The organism is Shewanella glacialipiscicola, assembly GCF_023283485.1.
Lineage (GTDB): Bacteria > Pseudomonadota > Gammaproteobacteria > Enterobacterales > Shewanellaceae > Shewanella > Shewanella glacialipiscicola.
The window spans coordinates 249,930-269,539 of the sequence record NZ_JAKILU010000004.1; the positions used below are offsets into that span (position 1 = coordinate 249,930).

General features: G+C 44.3%; 18 protein-coding genes and 1 pseudogene. 11 read left to right on the forward strand and 8 right to left on the reverse strand.

Translation table 11 applies throughout. The annotated features are described in order from the left end of the window. Positions 1-393 precede the first annotated feature (393 nt). From L2717_RS05540 to L2717_RS05555, 4 genes and pseudogenes are all read left to right on the forward strand, one after another. Positions 394-584: pseudogene (locus tag L2717_RS05540) on the forward strand (DUF4172 domain-containing protein); the annotation flags it as partial. 223 nt (positions 585-807) lie between these two features. Next, positions 808-3,975 carry a DUF3427 domain-containing protein gene (locus L2717_RS05545; RefSeq protein WP_220771907.1) on the forward strand — a complete coding sequence of 1,056 codons (3,168 nt, stop codon included), beginning with the start codon at positions 808-810 and terminating at the stop codon, positions 3,973-3,975. A gap of 456 nt (positions 3,976-4,431) precedes the next feature. After that, a complete protein-coding gene (yjjG, locus tag L2717_RS05550; protein ID WP_220771905.1) occupies positions 4,432-5,115 on the forward strand; it encodes a pyrimidine 5'-nucleotidase in 684 nt (227 codons plus the stop codon). A gap of 207 nt (positions 5,116-5,322) precedes the next feature. Continuing rightward, a complete protein-coding gene (locus L2717_RS05555) occupies positions 5,323-6,009 on the forward strand; it encodes a MarC family NAAT transporter (protein ID WP_220771903.1) in 687 nt (228 codons plus the stop codon). A gap of 113 nt (positions 6,010-6,122) precedes the next feature. Here L2717_RS05555 and L2717_RS05560 read toward each other — a convergent pair whose 3' ends face one another. Continuing rightward, a complete protein-coding gene (locus L2717_RS05560) occupies positions 6,123-6,986 on the reverse strand; it encodes a YicC/YloC family endoribonuclease (RefSeq protein WP_220771989.1) in 864 nt (287 codons plus the stop codon). A 410-nt stretch (positions 6,987-7,396) separates the two neighbouring features. Here L2717_RS05560 and rph point away from each other — a divergent pair, with 410 nt between their 5' ends. Both rph and pyrE read left to right on the forward strand, forming a co-directional pair. Continuing rightward, positions 7,397-8,110 (forward strand): ribonuclease PH, encoded by a 714-nt coding sequence (gene rph / locus L2717_RS05565; protein WP_076497122.1) that lies wholly within the window; start codon positions 7,397-7,399, stop codon positions 8,108-8,110. Positions 8,111-8,253: 143 nt separating this feature from the next. Beyond that, entirely contained in the window at positions 8,254-8,895 is a 642-nt protein-coding gene (gene pyrE / locus L2717_RS05570; RefSeq protein ID WP_006079863.1) for an orotate phosphoribosyltransferase, read from the forward strand. Between the two features lie 160 nt (positions 8,896-9,055). Here the strand turns inward: pyrE and folE are convergent, their stop codons facing one another. The 5 genes from folE to coaBC form a co-directional block, all read right to left on the reverse strand. Continuing rightward, positions 9,056-9,706, reverse strand: coding sequence for a GTP cyclohydrolase I FolE (folE, locus tag L2717_RS05575; protein ID WP_076497120.1), 651 nt, complete (start codon positions 9,704-9,706; stop codon positions 9,056-9,058). A 269-nt stretch (positions 9,707-9,975) separates the two neighbouring features. Next, a complete protein-coding gene (locus L2717_RS05580; protein WP_220771902.1) occupies positions 9,976-11,949 on the reverse strand; it encodes an alpha/beta hydrolase family protein in 1,974 nt (657 codons plus the stop codon). Positions 11,950-12,083: 134 nt separating this feature from the next. Beyond that, positions 12,084-12,677 carry a nucleoid occlusion factor SlmA gene (slmA, locus tag L2717_RS05585; RefSeq protein ID WP_220771901.1) on the reverse strand — a complete coding sequence of 198 codons (594 nt, stop codon included), beginning with the start codon at positions 12,675-12,677 and terminating at the stop codon, positions 12,084-12,086. A 34-nt stretch (positions 12,678-12,711) separates the two neighbouring features. Next, positions 12,712-13,170, reverse strand: a complete 459-nt coding sequence (gene dut, locus L2717_RS05590; protein ID WP_115406458.1) for a dUTP diphosphatase — start codon at positions 13,168-13,170, stop codon at positions 12,712-12,714. Continuing rightward, positions 13,167-14,390 (reverse strand): bifunctional phosphopantothenoylcysteine decarboxylase/phosphopantothenate--cysteine ligase CoaBC, encoded by a 1,224-nt coding sequence (coaBC, locus tag L2717_RS05595; RefSeq protein WP_220771899.1) that lies wholly within the window; start codon positions 14,388-14,390, stop codon positions 13,167-13,169. The genes dut and coaBC overlap by 4 nt, the downstream gene beginning before the upstream one ends. A gap of 121 nt (positions 14,391-14,511) precedes the next feature. On the opposite strand from coaBC, the gene radC reads away from it, so the two are divergent. The 5 genes from radC (at position 14,512) to L2717_RS05620 (ending at position 18,009) form a co-directional block, all read left to right on the forward strand. Then, positions 14,512-15,189 (forward strand): RadC family protein, encoded by a 678-nt coding sequence (gene radC, locus L2717_RS05600; RefSeq protein ID WP_220771897.1) that lies wholly within the window; start codon positions 14,512-14,514, stop codon positions 15,187-15,189. 121 nt (positions 15,190-15,310) lie between these two features. Beyond that, positions 15,311-15,547 carry a 50S ribosomal protein L28 gene (gene rpmB, locus L2717_RS05605; RefSeq protein WP_220771895.1) on the forward strand — a complete coding sequence of 79 codons (237 nt, stop codon included), beginning with the start codon at positions 15,311-15,313 and terminating at the stop codon, positions 15,545-15,547. 6 nt (positions 15,548-15,553) lie between these two features. Next, positions 15,554-15,727 (forward strand): 50S ribosomal protein L33, encoded by a 174-nt coding sequence (rpmG, locus tag L2717_RS05610; protein WP_160054468.1) that lies wholly within the window; start codon positions 15,554-15,556, stop codon positions 15,725-15,727. 324 nt (positions 15,728-16,051) lie between these two features. Further along, positions 16,052-17,371, forward strand: coding sequence for an amino-acid N-acetyltransferase (gene argA / locus L2717_RS05615; RefSeq protein ID WP_220771893.1), 1,320 nt, complete (start codon positions 16,052-16,054; stop codon positions 17,369-17,371). A 119-nt stretch (positions 17,372-17,490) separates the two neighbouring features. Further along, the gene (locus L2717_RS05620) at positions 17,491-18,009 is read left to right on the forward strand and encodes a PH domain-containing protein (protein WP_220771891.1); all 519 of its coding nucleotides are present in this window, start codon (positions 17,491-17,493) and stop codon (positions 18,007-18,009) included. 30 nt (positions 18,010-18,039) lie between these two features. Here the strand turns inward: L2717_RS05620 and rarD are convergent, their stop codons facing one another. After that, entirely contained in the window at positions 18,040-18,924 is an 885-nt protein-coding gene (gene rarD / locus L2717_RS05625; protein ID WP_220771889.1) for an EamA family transporter RarD, read from the reverse strand. Positions 18,925-19,116: 192 nt separating this feature from the next. Next, the gene (locus L2717_RS05630) at positions 19,117-19,581 is read right to left on the reverse strand and encodes a thioesterase family protein (RefSeq protein WP_220771887.1); all 465 of its coding nucleotides are present in this window, start codon (positions 19,579-19,581) and stop codon (positions 19,117-19,119) included. Positions 19,582-19,610 lie beyond the last annotated feature (29 nt).

Genomic DNA, 19,610 nt, shown 5'->3' on the forward strand with positions numbered 1-19,610 from the left:
AGATTAGGCTCAGAATGTGTGCAAGTGGTGCGGTGTAAGCAATGAGTTTTCACATCGGTGTTTCGCATTGGCGTGTCAAATCAGCGGCTACAGTATATCTCAGCGCGAAGGCTTTGTCGGTGGCTAGGTAAAAGTAACGCGCCACGGCAATGCACCCAGTAAAGGCGCACCGTATTGTGTGATAACTGAAGTGCCGCTGCACAATAATAGTAAGTGTGGAAGCTCATAAGGCTTAGAAACTGAGCTCCCGGATTACCAACAAGGCTCATTTCCCTGCATTGCATAGTCATTTGGTATTGATAAGGCGATTATTAGCGCTATTCGACTCATAATGTTAGGCGAATAAGTTTGTTAATCGCCTCATTATGTGAGGCAAATAGCGAATATCACCTCAAAGCCAAGGTGCTCAATCGCATGTTAGACGGTAGGGATTAATACTAGCCAATATCAAAAGGTCGCTAAGGTGAACCGCGCCACCGCCACTCGCCACTCGCCATCCTGCGCAAATGGTCGAATAGCGCTTTTTAGCTAAAGCCGACGCCGGCGGCCGAAGTACGAGGTACTTATTGCCGAGTGGGAAATAGAGGCAAGTTTACCTTTGTGGTGGTGCTCAATAATCAATAGCCTAAAGCGCTTGTGAAAGTGTTGCTGCTGAGTCACTCATAGGTAATTAGTTCCACTAAAGCCAAGCAGTATTAACTCCCTATCATAAAAGACAAAACCATTTTGAAAATCGTAATTTGAATCAAGTTGTTATGTGATATATTCGCTACAACTTTGATTGTTTGTCTTGGGGCATATCTGGCTATGGAACAGGTCGGGATTTACGAAAAGCTGATTACTCAACTTGTTGAGAAGCGCTTAGATAAGGACATATTTTTTGTTGGTGAAAGAAAACTTGAGGTTGCAGAGGCCAGTATCTGGCTCTCGCGTTTTCTAGCAAAAGTCATTGCATATGTCATTAACTCTGTTCCAGCAGGTGAGGATCAAGTTATCAATCAGATCAGTTTGGCTAATCGGCTAGTGATGTGGCTCAAAGAGCATATTAACGATGATGACTTTATTGATGAAAATCTCATCGATAGCCAAGGTCGGATACTCACAGCACTTTTTAATAAACAGAACCCGATAGCGACTGATTTACCTAAATATACGGCCGCCATATTTCCATTAACTGGGCTCACTCAAAGTGAGCTTTTTTGCGGTAGTAACGCGGGATTGTCTCTTGAAAGTGAGCTTAAACGTGAGATCCGCTCATCAGACAAAATCTATTGGCTGGTATCGTTTATCAAGTGGGCGGGTATTCGTATCTTCAAGAATGAACTTGAGGAATTTACGCGCAGTGGTAAAGAGTTACGCATCATCACGACATCTTATATGGGCGCGACTGATGCTAAAGCCGTCGAGTTTCTAGCCAGTTTACCCAATACCCAAGTCAAATTAAGTTACAACACTAAACGCGAAAGGTTGCATGCAAAGTCCTATTTATTTCTACGAAATACCGGTTTTCATACCGGTTATATCGGTTCTTCAAATTTATCGCATTCTGCATTGACCAGCGGGCTTGAGTGGAACCTTAAGATCACCACCCAAGAAATTCCCCACATTATTGATAAATCACTCAGTACGTTTGAAACTTACTGGCAATCGAACGAATTTGAGTTATTCAACGGTGATGCGAGCAGTAAAGAAAAATTAAACAATGCGCTCAAAGAAGCGAAAGGCAGTGGCACTGAATCGAGCTCATTTCATTTTGACATTAAGCCGTTTGCGCATCAGCGAGAAATTCTTGAACAGCTTGCAGCAGAGCGCAGCGTTCATGGCCGTTTTAAAAATCTCATTGTCGCAGCAACAGGCACGGGCAAGACGATTATTTCCGCATTCGATTTTGCGCGATTTTATAAATTGTACCCAGAAGCCAATTTTCTATTTGTTGCTCATAGGCAAGAAATTTTACAGCAAGCTCTCAGTGCTTATCGCGGTGTGTTAAAGAATAATCAATTTGGCGAGCTATGGGTGGCAGAGCATAAACCTAATAGTTACAAACACTTATTTGCATCAATCCAAAGCTTGAATCTGCAACTTGGTAACCTGCCATTAGCGGCTGATTTTTATGACTATATTGTTATTGATGAAGTCCATCACGTTGCAGCCAATAGCTACCGTGGGCTGCTAGAGCATTTTGAACCCAAGGTTTTACTGGGGCTTACTGCCACACCAGAGCGGCATGATGGCGTCGATATTTTAGCTGATTTTTGCGGTGTCATTGCCGCTGAAATACGTTTACCCGAAGCTATTAATCAACGGTATTTATGTCCATTTCAATATTTTGCGATCGATGATAATACCGACCTTAGCAAGTTAAATTGGAGCCGTGGTCGTTATGACGTCGCTGAGCTGAGCAATTTATACACTCACGATGAACAACGCGTGACGCGCATTATTCGCAGCCTAGCTGAAACCGTAACTGATATAGACAATATTAAGGCGTTAGCCTTTTGTGTAACCAAGGAACACGCCGAGTATATGGCGAAGAAGTTTAATTTGGCGAGGATCAGCGCGGATGTGCTGACCAGTGATAATAGCTCTGAACGGCAACAAAAGCGGCAGAGCTTAGTCACTGGTAAATTATCCATTTTGTGTGTGGTGGATATTTTTAACGAAGGTGTCGACATTCCAGAAGTGGACACCTTGTTGTTTTTACGGCCAACGGAAAGCTTGACCATATTCCTGCAGCAACTTGGCCGAGGTTTGCGTCTCACCGATGATAAGCAGTGCTGCACAATATTAGATTTTGTCGGAAATTCACGTGATGAATATGATTTCTCACAAAAATTTAGAGCGTTAGTCGGTAAAACCAATCAGTCGATAAAAGATGAAATACTGAATGACTTTCCGCATCTACCTCTTGGCTGTCGAATCGAGCTTGAAGAAAAAGCGCAGTCGATGATTTTGCGTAATATTAGCCGCGCTACGCTCAATGCCAATCGATTAACCAGTCTAATAGCAAACTTTAAACATCAGACTAACTTGCCGCTCACGCTAGGCAATTTTTTACGCCTTAACCCGCAAGTTGCCTTGGAAGATATTTATCGCATCAGGATTAATGGTCAATGTGGCTGGACCTTATTAGTCGAGGCTATGCAGGGTCATCAGATTGCTGAACCTACAGCGCGGTCCAATTTAGCCAAAGCCTATTATCGCGCGATTAACTTTCACTTACTCAGTTGTACTTCACTATCCTATTTAATCTTTATCAAACAGTTATGCCAAAATGATTTTGTCTTTAATGGGGTGGATCCTATACAAAATCAGTTTGCCTTGATGTGTCATTACAACTTTTGGGATAAACCAGGTACGGCTTTAAACGTTACCAGCTTAAAGGTGAGTTTGCAGATGCTACGCAATAAGCCGTTGCAGGAAGAGTTATTGGCTGTCTTGGCGATACTGATTAACCGGATACACCATCAAGAAATGGATTTGGAATTGCAACAACCCACCGCTTTGAAAGTACATTCTCGTTATACTCGTGAGCAAATTTTAGCAGCGATGGGCGCAAGCACATTTGCAGCTAAATCGCCTTCAAGGGAGGGTGTGCTTGCGATTAGTGAGCAAAATCTTGAGTGCTTATTTGTGACGTTAAACAAATCAGAGAAGCAGTTTTCACCGACAACCATGTATCACGACTATGCAATTAGCGAGCATCTGTTTCACTGGCAATCACAAAATAGCGCACGGCCAGAACGAGGTCGGGGTCTAAGCTATATTGAGCAACAAAAGCTGGGAAAAACCGTGCTGTTGTTTGTGCGAGAGCAATCAAAAGATGAAAATGGCCGCACTATGGGATTCGTGAATTTTGGCAAAGTACATTATGTCAGCCATAACGGTTCACAACCCATGAACATCACATGGCGATTAGAGCTATCAATACCTGATGTAATGTGGCATCACGCCGCTAAGTTAGCGGTAGGCTAAATGTTATTTTTTAACTAATTCCTCAAAACACTATCAATACATTTATTATATAGGCCAATTATTTTGCTGCGAATAAACCGCTCAAATGCCATATTCGAGAAAGGATTAGTGGATAACATGGCTTGCAGAAGTGCGGGTTATTTGTTGTCCTAGATTGGCGCATGATCCCTTTAAGTTACACCGAGATAAGTCATGTGAAAATGGTCATTTCTGGCTTAACAGCCTGTTTAAGTTCTGATTTTAGATAGCTCAATAGTCCATTTGATTTTCGTGGTTATCATCCCTCGCGATGCAAGGTAAACTATCGCGTTTGCCGATGAGTATCGTGTGTTGAGGCGTTAGGTTAAACCCAGCGTATTTTTACCGTAAATCTTCATTTAAAAAATATCGTAGCTGCCGAATTGTCGCTGTGTTACCGCAGGGCGGCACCTAGAGTTTAGCCAGAAAGAGAAACCTATGTCCTTGCCATACCAATGGATTTTGTTTGATGCCGATGAAACCCTATTTTGTTTTGATGCTTTTGCTGGGCTTAAGCTGATGTTTCAAGGCTTTGGCGTGGATTTTACTCCAGCCGATTTTGATAAGTATCAGTTAGTTAACAAACCGCTGTGGGTCGATTATCAAGATGGCAAGATAACCGCCGCTGAGTTGCAGACCATACGTTTTGAGCCTTGGGCCGCCAAATTAGCCGTCACAGCATTAACACTCAACAGTGCTTTTTTATTGGCGATGGCTGAGATTTGTGCGCCGCTGCCTGGAGCGCGTGAGTTATTAGCCGCACTGCAAGGTAAAGCCAAATTGGGTATTATCACTAACGGTTTTACTGAGCTGCAAACTGTGCGATTAAAGCGCACAGGCTTACAGCATCATTTTGATATTTTGGTGATTTCAGAAAATGTCGGCATAGCAAAACCCGATGTAGGTATTTTTGAGCACGCACTTCACTTGATGGGTAACCCTGCGCGCGATACTGTGCTCATGGTCGGTGATAATCCACACTCAGATATTCAAGGCGGTATTAATGCGGGTATTCATACCTGTTGGTATAACGTTCATGACCATCAGGCGCCGGCGGGCATAGCCCCACATTATCAGGTTAGCTCACACCATGCGCTACATAGCCTTTTACTTGGTGCATAAATGAGTATTAAAGCTAACATTCACATAGTTGCTAAATCAGTCAGTTAACTCTTCATGGGTCTGTTGTTATGCTATCGATTTGCATCAACGCGGCTTCAAAAACCGGGTGAAATGACTTTGATATTTTCTGCTAGATTTGTTAGGTATAAGATGCGATGCCATTAGGCATTTATTATTCAGTATTGACCGTATTATTTAAGGGATAACATGTATTTTCAAGTCGTGACTTTGGCTTTATTGGCACTACTGCCAATGGTTAATCCGCCTACTACCGCCACCTTATTGCTAGGATTGAGTAAGGGAATGTCGCCGGAGCATGTGCGCCAACAGGTAAATTTAGCGGCTATTTACCTATTTTGTAGCCTGTGTATTTGCTTTTTTATTGGTTCTTCAATCTTAGAGTTATTCAGTATTTCGATTCCTGGTTTACGTTTAGCGGGCGGACTGATTATCGGTTTTATTGGTTTTAGAATGTTGTTCCCTGCACCAACAGAGGCCAATAATGTAGATATTAATCAGAGTATTGCTTTTGTTCCGCTGACGATGCCCAGTATGTGTGGACCCGGTACGATGGCATTGGTGATTAGTGGTGCTGCACAAATTGCCGCATTACCGGATGAATACAGTCGTTTTACCCTTTACAGCGGTATGGTGACGGCTTTTGCTTTAATGAGTCTTATTAGTTGGGGCGTGCTAAAACTTGCTGATCCGGTTTGTAAAGTCCTTGGCGCTACCGGCATTGATGCTATGACGCGGATCATGGGCTTTTTGCTGGTCTGTATGGGAATGCAATTTTGTATTAATGGCATAAAAGAAGTCGCACAGGATCCCGCTTTCCATACACAGGTGATCCAACAAACAACACCTACAACGGAAAATACGCCCACGCCATAACTGATAGATTCTCGGTAATTCTCCGAAAATAATAGAAGCTGAAAGCGTTAAAAAAAATGCCCTGATTTATCAGGGCATTTGAGTATGAGTCATAGATAAAAAACAGAATAGAATTATTCTACGTTCTGGATCTGCTCACGCATTTGCTCGATTAAGACTTTAAGTTCCACTGCGGCTGAGGTGATTTCGGCGCTGATAGATTTAGAGGCGAGCGTGTTCGATTCGCGGTTAAATTCCTGCATCATAAAATCTAAACGGCGACCTTCGCTACCGCCTTTTTTGAGGATGCGGCGCGCTTCGGTTACATGTGCTTCTAGGCGATCCATCTCTTCGGCAACATCTTGTTTCTGTGCCAGTAGTACCATTTCTTGTTCGATACGGGCAGGATCAAGTTCGCCTTTGATTTCGGCAAGGCGGTTGGTCAACTTTTCGCGTTGATACAACATCACTGTTGGCATATGCGCACGTACTACGGCGATTTGCTCGCTCACACCCTCTAAACGGCTTAATAACATGTCTTTGATGGCTTCGCCTTCACGGCCGCGGGCTTCGATAAATTGATCGATAGCTGCATCGAAAGCGGTCATCAGATCGGCGCCTATGGCATCCATATCTTGTTCACCGCTTGCTAGCACGCCCGGCCAGCGCAGGATGTCGGTAAGATTGATATCACCTTGACCCGCTTCTTGCTTGAGCCAATTGGCAGCGCCTAATAGCTGTTTGGCCAGCGCTTGGTTCAATTGCAGCTCGTTATTGCTGCTATCTGCCAATTCGTAGCGCAAATTAACTTCAACTTTGCCGCGACTTAAACGTTTACGTAGACGATCGCGTAGTACAGGTTCGAAACTGCGGAATTGCTCGGGTAAACGTAGATAAGTTTCGAGATAACGTTGATTGACTGAGCGAATTTCCCAGGAGGCAGTGCCCCATTGTGCTTTGTGCTCGATACGAGCGTAGGCTGTCATGCTTTGGATCATGGGTTGTCCTAATGGTTTAATCGTCATAATGAGAGCCGATTATAGAGTCAATGGCTTTAGGATTAAAGGCATACAGTAAATATACCCAAGCTACCTGAAGATACGAGTTTCAGAGCGCCTAGGGTGCTTCAATTCAAGGCGCAGCAGTGACAGAATGTCGGCTACCTTTTGAATTGATGCAACACGGGCGTGAATGCCATTTATGCAGGAGCAATAAATGGCCTTGCCTAAAGTGCGTTAAACTCCCGCTGAATTCTGCATCTTCAGGTTGTTTGGGTATAAGGACATGGATTAGGTGTTTGAGTGTGATGAGTTTGCCAGAGAATCACCCTAAGCATGGCATCCTAAGGCACAAGCCCCTATAATATGCAGCCAAAATCGGTCAATGACTCAGAATACAGGAATCTCGCATGCGTCCAAGTAACAGAACGCCAGCACAAACTCGTCCCATCACTATTACTCGCCAGTTTACGGCCCATGCCGAAGGTTCTGTGTTAGTGGAATTTGGCGAAACGAAAGTGCTTTGTACCGCCAGTTTTACTGAAGGTGTGCCACGTTTCCTTAAAGGTCAGGGTCAAGGCTGGGTGACGGCGGAATACGGCATGTTGCCACGCTCTACCCATAGCCGTATGGATCGTGAAGCCGCTCGCGGTAAGCAATCTGGCCGTACGCAAGAAATTCAACGTCTTATCGGCCGTGCTCTGCGCGCTTGTGTGGATATGAAAGCCCTAGGCGAAAACACGATCGTGATCGATTGTGATGTGATCCAAGCTGACGGTGGCACGCGCACCGCTTCTATCACTGGCGCCTGTGTTGCTCTAGTCGATGCATTGAACTGGGCACGCGGTAAAGGCATCATTAAATCTAACCCGCTGAAATTCCTCATTGCTGCAGTCAGCGTAGGTATTTACAAGGGTGAAGCGATAAGCGATCTAGAATATATTGAAGATAGCGCCGCTGAAACTGACATGAACGTGGTGATGACTGAAACGGGCAAGATTATCGAAATTCAGGGCACCGCTGAAGGCGAGCCATTTAGTCACGAAGAATTACTCGAACTGTTGGTTCTCGCCAAGAACAGTATTCGTGAAATTGTTGATGTGCAAAAAGCCGCATTAAATTAAGTCTGTTGTTATTAAGCCCCGTCATGGGGCTTTTTATTAGCTGTAATTTTTTAGTTGTAGCAAGATATGTACGTTAAGAAAGCCCTATACCTAATAAAAAATCACCAATAAAAATATCAAGTAGAAAATCGTAAGGAGAAAGTGTGAAAGCCTATCAACGTGAGTTTATTGAATTTGCCCTAGAACGTCAGGTGTTACGATTTGGCGAATTTACGCTTAAATCGGGCCGTATCAGCCCTTATTTTTTTAATGCGGGTTTGTTCAATACTGGACGCGATTTAGCGCGTTTAGGCCGCTTCTATGCTGCTGCGTTAGTGGATTCTGGCATTGATTACGATTTGCTGTTTGGCCCCGCTTACAAAGGTATTCCGATTGCCACTACGACAGCGGTTGCTCTGTGTGAACACCACGATATCGACATTCCATACTGTTTTAACCGTAAAGAGAAAAAAGATCATGGCGAAGGTGGCAGCTTAGTTGGTAGCGAGCTTAAAGGCCGCGTAATGCTGGTTGATGATGTGATTACTGCCGGTACTGCGATTCGTGAGTCGATGGAAATTATCGAAGCCCATAAGGCACAATTAGCGGGCGTGTTGATTGCATTAGACAGACAAGAGAAAGGCAAGGGCGAGCTATCGGCGATTCAAGAAGTTGAGCGTGATTTTGGTTGCGGTATTGTAGCTATTATTAAATTAGCCGACTTAATCAGCTATCTGTCTGAAAAACCTGGCATGGAAGTGCAACTTGCCGCCGTGAGCCAGTATCGCGAGCAATACGGCATTTAAGCGGTAATTTTTTTTATTCACCATGAGCCACTTAGCGTGATGAAGTTAGGCTCAATAAAAACGCTGCCTTCTTTATAAAAGAATCGCAGCGTTTTTTATTCATGCGTTTTGATTGGTGCGGATTTAGGCAGGCTTTAAATCGTCTTAAGCTTTAATGCTCTTATTTAGACTGATGCAAAAACTCGGCACGGGTCGCAGGGTTTGATTTGAAAACACCGCCAAGTGCTGTGGTAGTGGTTGAGCTGGTGGAATCCATCACGCCACGGGATTTAACGCAATAATGCACCGCATCCATTTTTACGGCTACGTCTTTGGTTTCAAGCAAGGTTTGCAGCGCGACTAACACTTGCTGAGTCAAACGCTCTTGCACCTGTGGTCGTTGGGCAAAGAAACGAACGATACGATTAATCTTTGATAAACCGATAATTTTTTTACGTGGCAGATAAGCGATAGTCGCAGTGCCATCAATGGTCACTAAATGATGTTCGCAGGTGCTGGTGAGGCTAATGTCTTGCACGCGCACCATCTCATCGAAGCCCATTTTATTGTCGATAACCGTGATCTTAGGAAAATTCGCATAATCTAAGCCGGAGAAGATTTCGTCGACATACATTTTAGCGATACGGCGCGGTGTATCGGCAAGGCTATCGTCTGAAAGGTCCAATGACATTAACGTCAGGATTTCTTTCATATGATGTTCAATTTTGTCTTTACGTTCTTCACTGCTGTAAACGCTTGGGAGCATTGGGGTTTCAAGTCCACGTTCTGATAATGCGGCTTGTACTTTTACTGCTGCTTCACTTAATGACATCTTATCCTCCACTACCTTGTAGCGGCTATAACAGAAAACCTATGCTGAACAGTATGGGGTATTTGGGCTGTCCTGCACTAGATACAAATTATTGTTATTCTCGCTAGAGCAAGAATAGGCTGATGAGAATAGCGCGAATAGCGGCTGATTCATACCGAAAAACGTTCATCGCAAACATGAAAAAGCCGATAGTCCTTATCGGATATCGGCTTTAAATCTACTGTGGCTAATCTTATTCAACGATAAACGTTGGCTAACGTCGCCGAAGTTTACAGTGTTAGATTTGTTTTTAGGAAACTCAGCATCTTTTCGTAGTATTTTGCTCTGTGTTCATCGTTATAAAAACCGTGGCCTTCATTGTCCATCACCAGTTTTTGGTACGGATATTGGTGAGCTTTTAAGGCCTTTTCGAGGGATTCTAGTTGTTCAATCGGCGCTCGATCATCTTCGCCACCATGAACCAGTAGCAAGTTCGCTTTGAGTTTATTGACGTTTTCAGAAGGAGACATTGCTTTGAGCACCGCTTCATCTTGCCCTAGTACTTCTTTGAGATAGCTTGTTCCTGCACGTCGACTGGCGACATCGCCTTCATTAAACATTAATTCTAAATCGTATACACCAGCTACACCTACCGCGCATTTAAACATATCCGGTGCAAGTACGGCACTCTGTAGCGCGCTATAGCCACCAAAACTGCCTCCTACAATACAAATACGCTCTTTATCGGCAAAGCCTTGATCAATGACATATTGAGTGGCATCTATAATGTCGTATTGTATTTCTGAGCCCCACTTTTGATAGCCAGCATGCTCGAATTGTTCGCCGTATCCGCCAGAGCCACGGAAGTTAACCTGCAGAACCGCAATGCCTTGGCTTGCTAAATATTGGTTTTGTGGATCAAAGCCCCACCAGTCACGGATACCGTGTGGGCCACCGTGCGGATTGACCACTAATGGTAGGTTTTTAGCTTCTTTACCAATGGGAAGTGTTAAATAACCATGGAGTTTTTTACCATCACGACTGGTGAAGCTGATAGGTTTAACCTCGGCCATCTTTTCTGGGTCGAGCCAGTTTCTAGCGGCGGCAAGATGTTCGAGTTTGAGTTTTTTCGTATCAAATATGTAGTAATCGCCTGGATTACGATCATTAAATGCAAGCACGATGAGCTTTTCTGCATCTCGAGTTTCACTCACGATGCGTACTTGATGGCCGGGCAGCGCACTTAATAAATCTTTTAGCAATTTAGCGTGCGAATCTTCATTATCAACAAAGGCATAGCTAGGATAGCCATTTTCGAATTCGACAGCGTAAAGTTGCTTATTAGTGCCGTTAATCCAAAAGTTGCTGGGATCAACGATTTCATCTTGAATAATTTCAGTTTTATCACCTGTTTCGAGATTTATTTTGTAGATACCTAAGGTTGTACCTTGTGAGCGTCCTGCGGCATAAATCGTATTCTTTTTATCGGTGAATGAAAGTGGGCTAAAGTCTGTGAGGTCTAAATTTAATTTATCGGTATTTATCCATTTACCCTCTTTACGGTAGAAGACTTTGGTGGTGTTTTTACTGTCTTCACCTGCAACGAAACGAACCTCTCCATCATGATCGGTCAGAAAGCGTGCCTGGCCTATCGGTGAGCCCGTAATGCGTTTGCGCGTACCATTAAATAGGTCTACGCGATAGACATCCTGCAATAACTCAACATCAAGATTTATTTTGTCGTTCCATGGGATGACGTTAACGAGCATATAACGCTCATCATCTGGCAGCGGGTCGAGGATAAAGGCACTTGCTCGCATCGGGGTATTTTTCTTGATATTTGAACCCGTTTGTTGCTCGCCACTATTGTAACCAAAGAGGTAAGCTTTACGTGAACCATCGGCATTAACCGCCAGTAGTTCACCATAATAAATGGGGGTGTCCTGCCAGCCTTTTAAGTATTCTTTTGCCAGTACCAGTCGCTCACTATTGGCCCATTCATAAGTGCCTACCTGAGCATTACTGGGGAAGTGAATCGCATTAATCAGTTTTTTTGTTTGAGCATCTAATACTAAGAGAACTTTTTTACCCTCAACATGGGTAATCGCGCTTAGGTACTTGCCCGTGGGCGAGATTTTTACATTTGAGTATTCATCACCTTTAGTGAATAACTGTGCCTGTGATAGGGCATTAGCTGTACATGTTGAGATGGGTAATATTGATAAGCAAAGCGCTGCTAAAGCAGATAATTGAAAGAGTTTCACCTGACATCCTTGTAAACTATTTGTAACTTTTGTTTTGTAAATGTATTTCTAGGATAAAACAAAAGTCATAGTGAGACAAGGAAAGTAAACTAAAAAAAAGGACGGTATTTACCGTCCTTTATGCTGAAAAATCATTAGCTTTGCAATAGTTGGTGTTGGATGAAATACCATTGTTCATCGAAGTGTGTAGTCGGTTTTAGTTTGAATTCACTGCGTACAAATTGGGCAATTCTACCTTCGGCAAAGGCTAGCAGTAAATTAGCCAATATGGCTTCATCTAGGTTAAAACCTTTACCCTCGCGGAGCATTTTTTCACGCAATATTTGCTTCAATTGAGTTTCAATTTTGGCAAATAAGTTGCTGATCCGGCTCCGTAGACGTTCATTTTCACCCAGCAATGCATCACCATTGAGAACGCGAGAAATACCAGGGTTACGTTCGGCAAAAATCAACAATAGTTGCAATACCAACTGGCAACGTTTCATGGTGTCTTTCTCGTCATCCATGATTAAGTTGATGCGCGATAATAACGACTCTTCGATAAATTCAATCAAGCCCTCAAACATCCGCGCTTTACTGGGAAAGTGGCGGTAGAGTGCGGCTTCCGATACGCCGACTTCTGAGGCTAGTTTCGCGGTGGTGATCCTTTGTCCCGGGTGGGTTTCTAGCATCTGCGCTAGGCATTGTAATATGTGTTCACGACGATTAATTTTTGGGCTTACAGCCATTACAGTATCCTTGGCTCAATAACGACTTAGGGGATTATTTAGTGCCTGAATGGCCAAATCCGCCTTCACCACGATCTGAGCTATCGAACTCATCAACGAGTTTGAATTGTGCTTGTATTACAGGAACAAACACCAGTTGTGCCAGACGGTCACCAATTTCTAAGGCGAAGGGTCTGTCGCTGCGATTCCAGCAAGACACCATTAACGCTCCTTGGTAGTCTGAGTCGATGAGTCCAACCAAATTACCAAGTACGATACCGTGTTTATGACCTAGGCCTGAGCGCGGTAAAATAACTGCCGCCAGTCCTGGGTCTGCAACGTGAATGGCTATTCCTGTGGGGATCAGCACGGTTTCACCCGGAGCGATCGTCAAAGTAGTGTCTATCATGGCGCGAAGATCCATGCCTGCGCTGCCTTGCGTAGCGTAAGCGGGCAGAGGAAATTCTGAGCCGATACGGGAGTCGAGGATCTTTAATTCAATCGGTGTTTTCATGTATTTGTTTTTTCTTTCACTATTAACGAAAGTAATTGCCGTGCCAGCGTGAGCTTATCCGTCGCTGGCAAATCTTGACTACCCTGCGGCCAGAACACGCGCAGGGCATTGGCATCGGCATTAAAGCCTATACCTGCGATGGAAACATCGTTTGCGGCAATCATATTCAAGTTTTTACGTTTGAGTTTATCGCGCGCATAGGCTTCTACATCATGGGTTTCAGCGGCAAATCCTACCATAAAAGGACGGTTAGGTAAGCTCGCAACCGTGGCTAAGATATCAGGATTCCTCACTAGCGCAAGTTGCATTTCTTCTGCAGATTTTTTGATCTTACAGCTGGCAATCTCACTAATGCGGTAGTCAGCTACGGCAGCGCAGCCGATAAAAATATCTTTATTATCAATATGATTCATTACAGCATCGAGCATGTTTTGTGCCGATTCAACGTCAATGCGTGTCACGCCTTCTGGCGTGCTTAAATTCACTGGACCTGAGACTAACGTAACCGCTGCGCCCATATCGGAGGCCGCTTTGGCTAAGGCAAAGCCCATTTTCCCTGAACTATGATTCGAAATATATCTGACCGGATCAATGGCTTCTCGGGTTGGCCCCGCCGTTATAAGCACTGATTTTCCGGCGAGAGGCTTAAGTTCAGCGCTGTCATTTTGGGCAAAAAATTGTGTCGCCAGCTCGGTAATTTCTAATGGCTCTAACATACGCCCAGGGCCGACTTCGCCACAGGCTTGGCTGCCACTGGCGGGTCCCCAAAGCGTAAAGCCACGGGATGTAAGGCTAGTTAAATTTGCTTGCGTTGCCACATTGCGATACATCTGCTGATTCATCGCTGGGCACAGTGCAATGGGCGCCTCAGTTGCTAAGCAAGTGGTAGTGATTAACTCATCGGCCATGCCGGCATTAATCCGCGCCAATAGGTTTGCGGTCGCAGGTGCGATAATAACCAGATCTGCCCAGCGAGCGAGTTCTATATGGCCCATCGCCGCTTCTGCAGCAGGGTCGAGTAAACTCGATGCGACGGGATGACCCGATAACGCTTGCAGTGTGAGTGGGGTGATAAACTCCATCGCACTTTGGCTCATCACTACGCGCACATCAAAGCCACGCTCCTTCAAGCGCCTGACTAAGTCAGCACTTTTATAGGCTGCAATGCCGCCGCCAATGCCCAGCAGGACGTTTTTATTTGTCAAACTCACAGACATCACCTGAGATAGAAATAATGCCGCAACGATAGCACAAAGTGGTGAATTTTAGTGACCCTCCCGGTTCAAAAAATCTCGTCCATACTCTGTAAAGTAAAATTATGTGAGGTGACACGGAGGTCGTATGGGTATTAAAGATTGGCCAGAGGGTGAGGGGCCTAGAGATAAGCTATTACAAAAGGGGGCGGCCCAACTATCGGATGCTGAGTTATTAGCGGTATTACTGCGAAATGGTGTCGCGGGATTGAATGCGGTTGATTTGGCGAGGTCATTAATTGGTGAGTTTGGCGGCCTCAGAAATTTGCTTTGCGCTTCTCGAAATCAGGTTTGTCGACTTCCGGGCGTAGGACCTGTAAAATACGCTCAGCTTCAAGCTGCGGCCGAATTAGCGCGGCGTGTAGCGCAAGAAAACTTGCAAAGAGGTCAAATTTTGACAAATCCCGATTTAACTCGGGACTATTTAATGAGACAATTGGCTGATCGCCCCTATGAAGTGTTTGCAGTTTTACTGCTAGATAGCCAGCATAGAGTGATTCAGTTTGTCGAATTATTTCGCGGTACAATAGACTCAGCCTCAGTGTACCCACGTGAAGTGGTGAGCTTAGTGTTGGAGAAAAAGGCCGCAGCAGTTATCGTTTGTCATAATCATCCGTCTGGTATTGCCGAGCCCAGTCAGGCTGACCGACGAATAACTGAACGATTAAAAAATGCGTTAGCAACCATAGACGTATCCTTATTGGACCATATGGTTGTAGGTGATCAGGAGATAGTGTCTTTTGCAGAACGAGGCTGGATTAATTAATCTAGCACTTGATCTTCACTCTGTGATCGTGTATAAAATGCGCCCTCTTTGTGCCTCGGGCGACGGCCATACGAGGCACATTAATGCTCGAGCGTTAAAATTGTTTTTGGAGAAGATTGACATGTCAAGAGTATGCCAAGTTACCGGCAAGAAGCCTATGGTTGGTAACAACCGTTCGCATGCAAAAAACGCGACCCGTCGTCGTTTTTTACCTAACCTACAAAACCACCGTTTTTGGTTAGAAGATGAGAAGCGTTTCGTACAGTTACGTATATCTACTAAAGGTATCCGTCTGATCGACAAGAAAGGTATCGAAGTTGTTGTTGCTGAACTTCGTGCACGTGGCGAGAAGGTATAATAGATCATGGCTAAATCTAAAGGTAATCGTGAGAAGATCAAATTAGTTTCTACAGCTAAGACTGGTCACTTCTACACAACTGAAAAAAACAAGCGTAACATGCCTGAGAAAATGGAAATCAAAAAATTTGATCCTGTTATTCGCCAGCACGTTATCTACAAAGAAGCCAAAATCAAGTAATTCTTGGTGAGTGTTTCGAGAAAAGCCCCTTATTTAAGGGGCTTTTTTTTTGCATTTTTTTAGCGGCGAATCATCAAGCTGAGATAATTGCATCGCAAAGTTAAATCGTTGGATTTTGAGCTGTGCAGTTAAAAAAGAATGAGCGCTTGCTGGAAATGTATAAAAGCTTAGGGCGGTAAGCATTTTAATTCATTAAAACTGTATTTATGTGAGAATAAATTCTTTATATGTGAATTAAAATGCAATACCATACGCAAAAGTTAGCGATTCATTCCTGGTATGTCGTCGTGACATTGCCAGCTCAAAATGAGGTGTATATAACGCGTGCGTACCACTGAACTGGTTGATGGATTTCGTCACTCTGCCCCCTATGTCAACGCTCACAGAGGTAAAACCTTTGTCGTGATGCTTGGCGGTGAAGCTTTGGCTCAAAATCAATTTCGCGCCATCTTAAATGATGTCGCCTTGTTGCACAGTTTAGGGATAAAAGTGGTATTGGTTTATGGTGCTAGGCCGCAAATTGATGCTGCATTAGCGATCAACGGTATTGAGCCTACCTACCACGAAGGCGTGCGTATCACTGATGAAGAGTCGCTCAAAGTGATCAAACAAGTTGCGGGTGCACTGCAATTTGATATCACAGCGCGTTTATCCATGAGTTTAAGCAACACACCGATGCAAGGGGCGCAAATTAACTTAGTTAGTGGCAATTTTGTCATTGCCCAACCACTTGGCGTGGATAACGGTATCGATTTTTGTTTGAGCGGCAGAGTGCGTCGTATTGATGTGCAAGGCTTAAAACGCCAGCTAGATAATCACTGTATCGTGTTGATGGGGCCGATTGCGGCTTCTGTTACTGGCGAGAGTTTTAATTTAACGGCTGAGGAAATTGCTACTCAGGTGGCGATCAAGCTCAAAGCTGACAAGATGATAGGTTTTAGCTCGCAAAACGGTATTCTTGATCGTAACGGCGATGTGATTGCAGAATTGATGCCCAATGATGCGCAAAACATTATGGATAAGCTGAGTGAGCAAGGGTCTGCTTGCGTTGGCACTATGGCTTTCTTGAAAGCAAGCATTGATGCTTGTCGTAATGGTGTGCCTCGTTGTCACTTAGTCAGCTATCTTGAAGATGGCGCTTTACTGCAAGAGTTGTTCTCACGCGAGGGCATTGGTACGCAAATAGTGACTGAGAGCGCTGAGCGCCTGCGCAGTGCGTCTATCGCTGATATTGGCGGTGTACTGAACCTGATTCGTCCATTGGAAGAGCAAGGCATTCTGGTGCGTCGTAGCCGTGAGCAGCTCGAGATTGAAATCGAACAATTTATGCTGATTGAGCGCGATGGCTTAGTGATTGGTTGTGCAGCGTTATATCCTTTTGAAGAGGACAATGCGGGCGAGTTTGCTTGCTTGGTCGTGCATCCTGATTATCGCGATGCCGATAGAGGTAGCTTGCTGTTGAAAAACATCATCAATAAGGCGAGGAATCGGGGTTATTCACGTTTATTCGCGCTAACAACCCGTAGTATTCACTGGTTTTTAGAACACGGTTTTGTGATTGAAGATGTTGAAGCGCTGCCACAAAAGAAAAAGCAGCTATATAACTATCAACGTCGTTCAAAAATCCTCGCACTCGATCTGTAGATTATTCTAAATCATCCCTATTAATGCCAGCCGAGTACTCATATTAGCGCTGGCATTTTTGTTGATATAATCGGTGTTTATTGGCAAATTAAGGTTTAACCGCACAGGAGGTGCTGCCGATGAGTCCCCAAGTATTCGAACTCGCCCCGTTAACCCAAACCTCTATGTTAAGTTTTATCGTCTTGCTATTAGGCTTAGCCGGTATCTTATTGATGTTGTGGTTCAAAAAAATGCCGAATATCGCTAAATCTGCCAGTTTAGGGATACTGCTTGTGATGATGGGCGGCTTTTCTTGGGTATTCTATCAATCTAGTCATGCGGAGTTAGTGTTAACTGACACTGGGCTCACATTGGATGTCCCCTTCTACAAAGTGCAGCTATCGCGCGCGGATTTATTAGTTACCGAGGCGCGCATAGTCGATTTACAACAAGAGGTAGGTTTAACGCCGAGCTTTAAGGCGAACGGCATCGGTATGCCAGGGTTTCAATTGGGCTGGTTTAATCTACAGGGGAAAGGGAGATCATTTTTAGCGATAACAGATAAATCACAGTTGGTGCTGATCCCTACAACCAAAGGATATGATCTATTGCTGACGGTACCCCGAGGTGCTGAGTTAATTGCACAGCTACAAAAGTGAGTCTTTTGCCGCTGTGCAAAGGGTAAATCCTTACGTTTTTTTGCGCTTATAGGCCATATCTAAGGTGAAAATAAGTAATGCCGCCCAGATAAAAGCGAAAGTGACGCCTTTTTCTGCATCGAAGGGTTCATTAAACAGGCTTACAGCTAAGATAAACATAATACTTGGGCCAATATATTGGAAAAAACCTAGCGTAGATAAAGGAATACGAACAGCAGCACCCGCAAAACACAGTAGTGGAATGGAAGTAACAATACCCGCAGCCATTAATAAAAGGTTTAATTGCCAATCGTTGGTTAGCATACTGGCTGTAGCGGTATCTGACGTAGCAACAAGATAAATCAGCGCAACGGGCAGCAGTACGGCGGTTTCAACTAATAAACCTGCCTTAGCATCTACATTGACCTTTTTACGTAGCAGCGCATAGAAACCAAAGGTGCCCGCCAGTGCCAAAGAGACAATTGGAATCGAGCCGAAAGAGATTAATTGGAGTAACACGCCCGCACTGGCAAGTGAAACCGCAAACCATTGCAATTTACGCAGTCTTTCGCCTAAAAATAACATACCGAGTAAGACGTTAAGTAAAGGGTTAATAAAATAACCTAAGCTGGCATCGAGCATGTGGTCATTATTCACTGCCCAAATAAACAGTAGCCAGTTTCCTGCAATCACGATAGAGGTGATAGTGAGCACCATCAGTTGCTTAGGCTGTTTAAGCAGTAAACGTAAGCGAGAAAAGCCGCCAATAAACAGCATGATGATCAACATAAACACAAATGACCAAATCACACGGTGGATTAAGATTTCGGTAGCGGATACATGGTTGAGTAATTTGAAATATAAAGGCGCAAAGCCCCACATACAGTAAGCACTGACTGCGAGCAGGATCCCTTTGCGGTATTCACGATCTGACATGAGACATCTTCGAAGGACAACAAGACGGCGATTGTAGGTGTGTCTGCTAGCTGACTCAAGATATTAACCGCGCTATTTTCGTTACAGGATATCTCAATAAGCAGTTAAGGGGTAATGAGCGTTAGTAAAACAGCTTGTTAATCAAGCTGTTTACTTTGCTGATTTTAAACGTAGTAGGTGACAGTTAAGCCGTTAGCCGACCATATAGGTGCCGGTTCCAAAAGCAATGTGAGTACCTTGCTCGTTATGCAGCTCCATGCGGCACACCGATACTCTATTACCCGCACGGATCACGCTACCTGTGCCCGTAAAAGTGACTCCGCGGCCGGGGCGTAGGTAATCGACCCGCATATCAATAGTCCCTAAGGTTTGAAGACGTTGCTGTAATTCTTCAATGCTCCAATCTTCACCGCTAGCGACAAGGCCGGCAAAAGCTGTTAGGCCACCAACAACATCCAAGATCGTCGCGGTCACGCCACCATGGAGAATTTGTTGGTGAATGTTACCAATTAATTCGGGTTTCATATTGACCACGACTTCGACACCATTGATGTCATAGCGTTTAATCTCTAGCCCCAGTAAATTATGAAAAGGCACATGTTTATCAAATACGTCAGCCACTCTTTTTAATATTTCGGCTTGCATAGGGGTTGTCATTAGGATTGTCCTTGTCACGAAGTGACGGT

What these genes read in the sequence shown, in the direction of transcription:
- L2717_RS05545 (WP_220771907.1), top strand. Translation starts at nt 808, where the DNA reads ATGGAACAGGTCGGGATTTACGAAAAGCTGATTACTCAACTTGTTGAG.
- yjjG (WP_220771905.1), top strand. Translation starts at nt 4,432, where the DNA reads ATGTCCTTGCCATACCAATGGATTTTGTTTGATGCCGATGAAACCCTA.
- L2717_RS05555 (WP_220771903.1), top strand. Translation starts at nt 5,323, where the DNA reads ATGTATTTTCAAGTCGTGACTTTGGCTTTATTGGCACTACTGCCAATG.
- L2717_RS05560 (WP_220771989.1), bottom strand. Translation starts at nt 6,986, where the DNA reads ATGATCCAAAGCATGACAGCCTACGCTCGTATCGAGCACAAAGCACAA.
- rph (WP_076497122.1), top strand. Translation starts at nt 7,397, where the DNA reads ATGCGTCCAAGTAACAGAACGCCAGCACAAACTCGTCCCATCACTATT.
- folE (WP_076497120.1), bottom strand. Translation starts at nt 9,706, where the DNA reads ATGTCATTAAGTGAAGCAGCAGTAAAAGTACAAGCCGCATTATCAGAA.
- slmA (WP_220771901.1), bottom strand. Translation starts at nt 12,677, where the DNA reads ATGGCTGTAAGCCCAAAAATTAATCGTCGTGAACACATATTACAATGC.
- dut (WP_115406458.1), bottom strand. Translation starts at nt 13,170, where the DNA reads ATGAAAACACCGATTGAATTAAAGATCCTCGACTCCCGTATCGGCTCA.
- radC (WP_220771897.1), top strand. Translation starts at nt 14,512, where the DNA reads ATGGGTATTAAAGATTGGCCAGAGGGTGAGGGGCCTAGAGATAAGCTA.
- rpmB (WP_220771895.1), top strand. Translation starts at nt 15,311, where the DNA reads ATGTCAAGAGTATGCCAAGTTACCGGCAAGAAGCCTATGGTTGGTAAC.
- rpmG (WP_160054468.1), top strand. Translation starts at nt 15,554, where the DNA reads ATGGCTAAATCTAAAGGTAATCGTGAGAAGATCAAATTAGTTTCTACA.
- L2717_RS05620 (WP_220771891.1), top strand. Translation starts at nt 17,491, where the DNA reads ATGAGTCCCCAAGTATTCGAACTCGCCCCGTTAACCCAAACCTCTATG.
- rarD (WP_220771889.1), bottom strand. Translation starts at nt 18,924, where the DNA reads ATGTCAGATCGTGAATACCGCAAAGGGATCCTGCTCGCAGTCAGTGCT.
- L2717_RS05630 (WP_220771887.1), bottom strand. Translation starts at nt 19,581, where the DNA reads ATGACAACCCCTATGCAAGCCGAAATATTAAAAAGAGTGGCTGACGTA.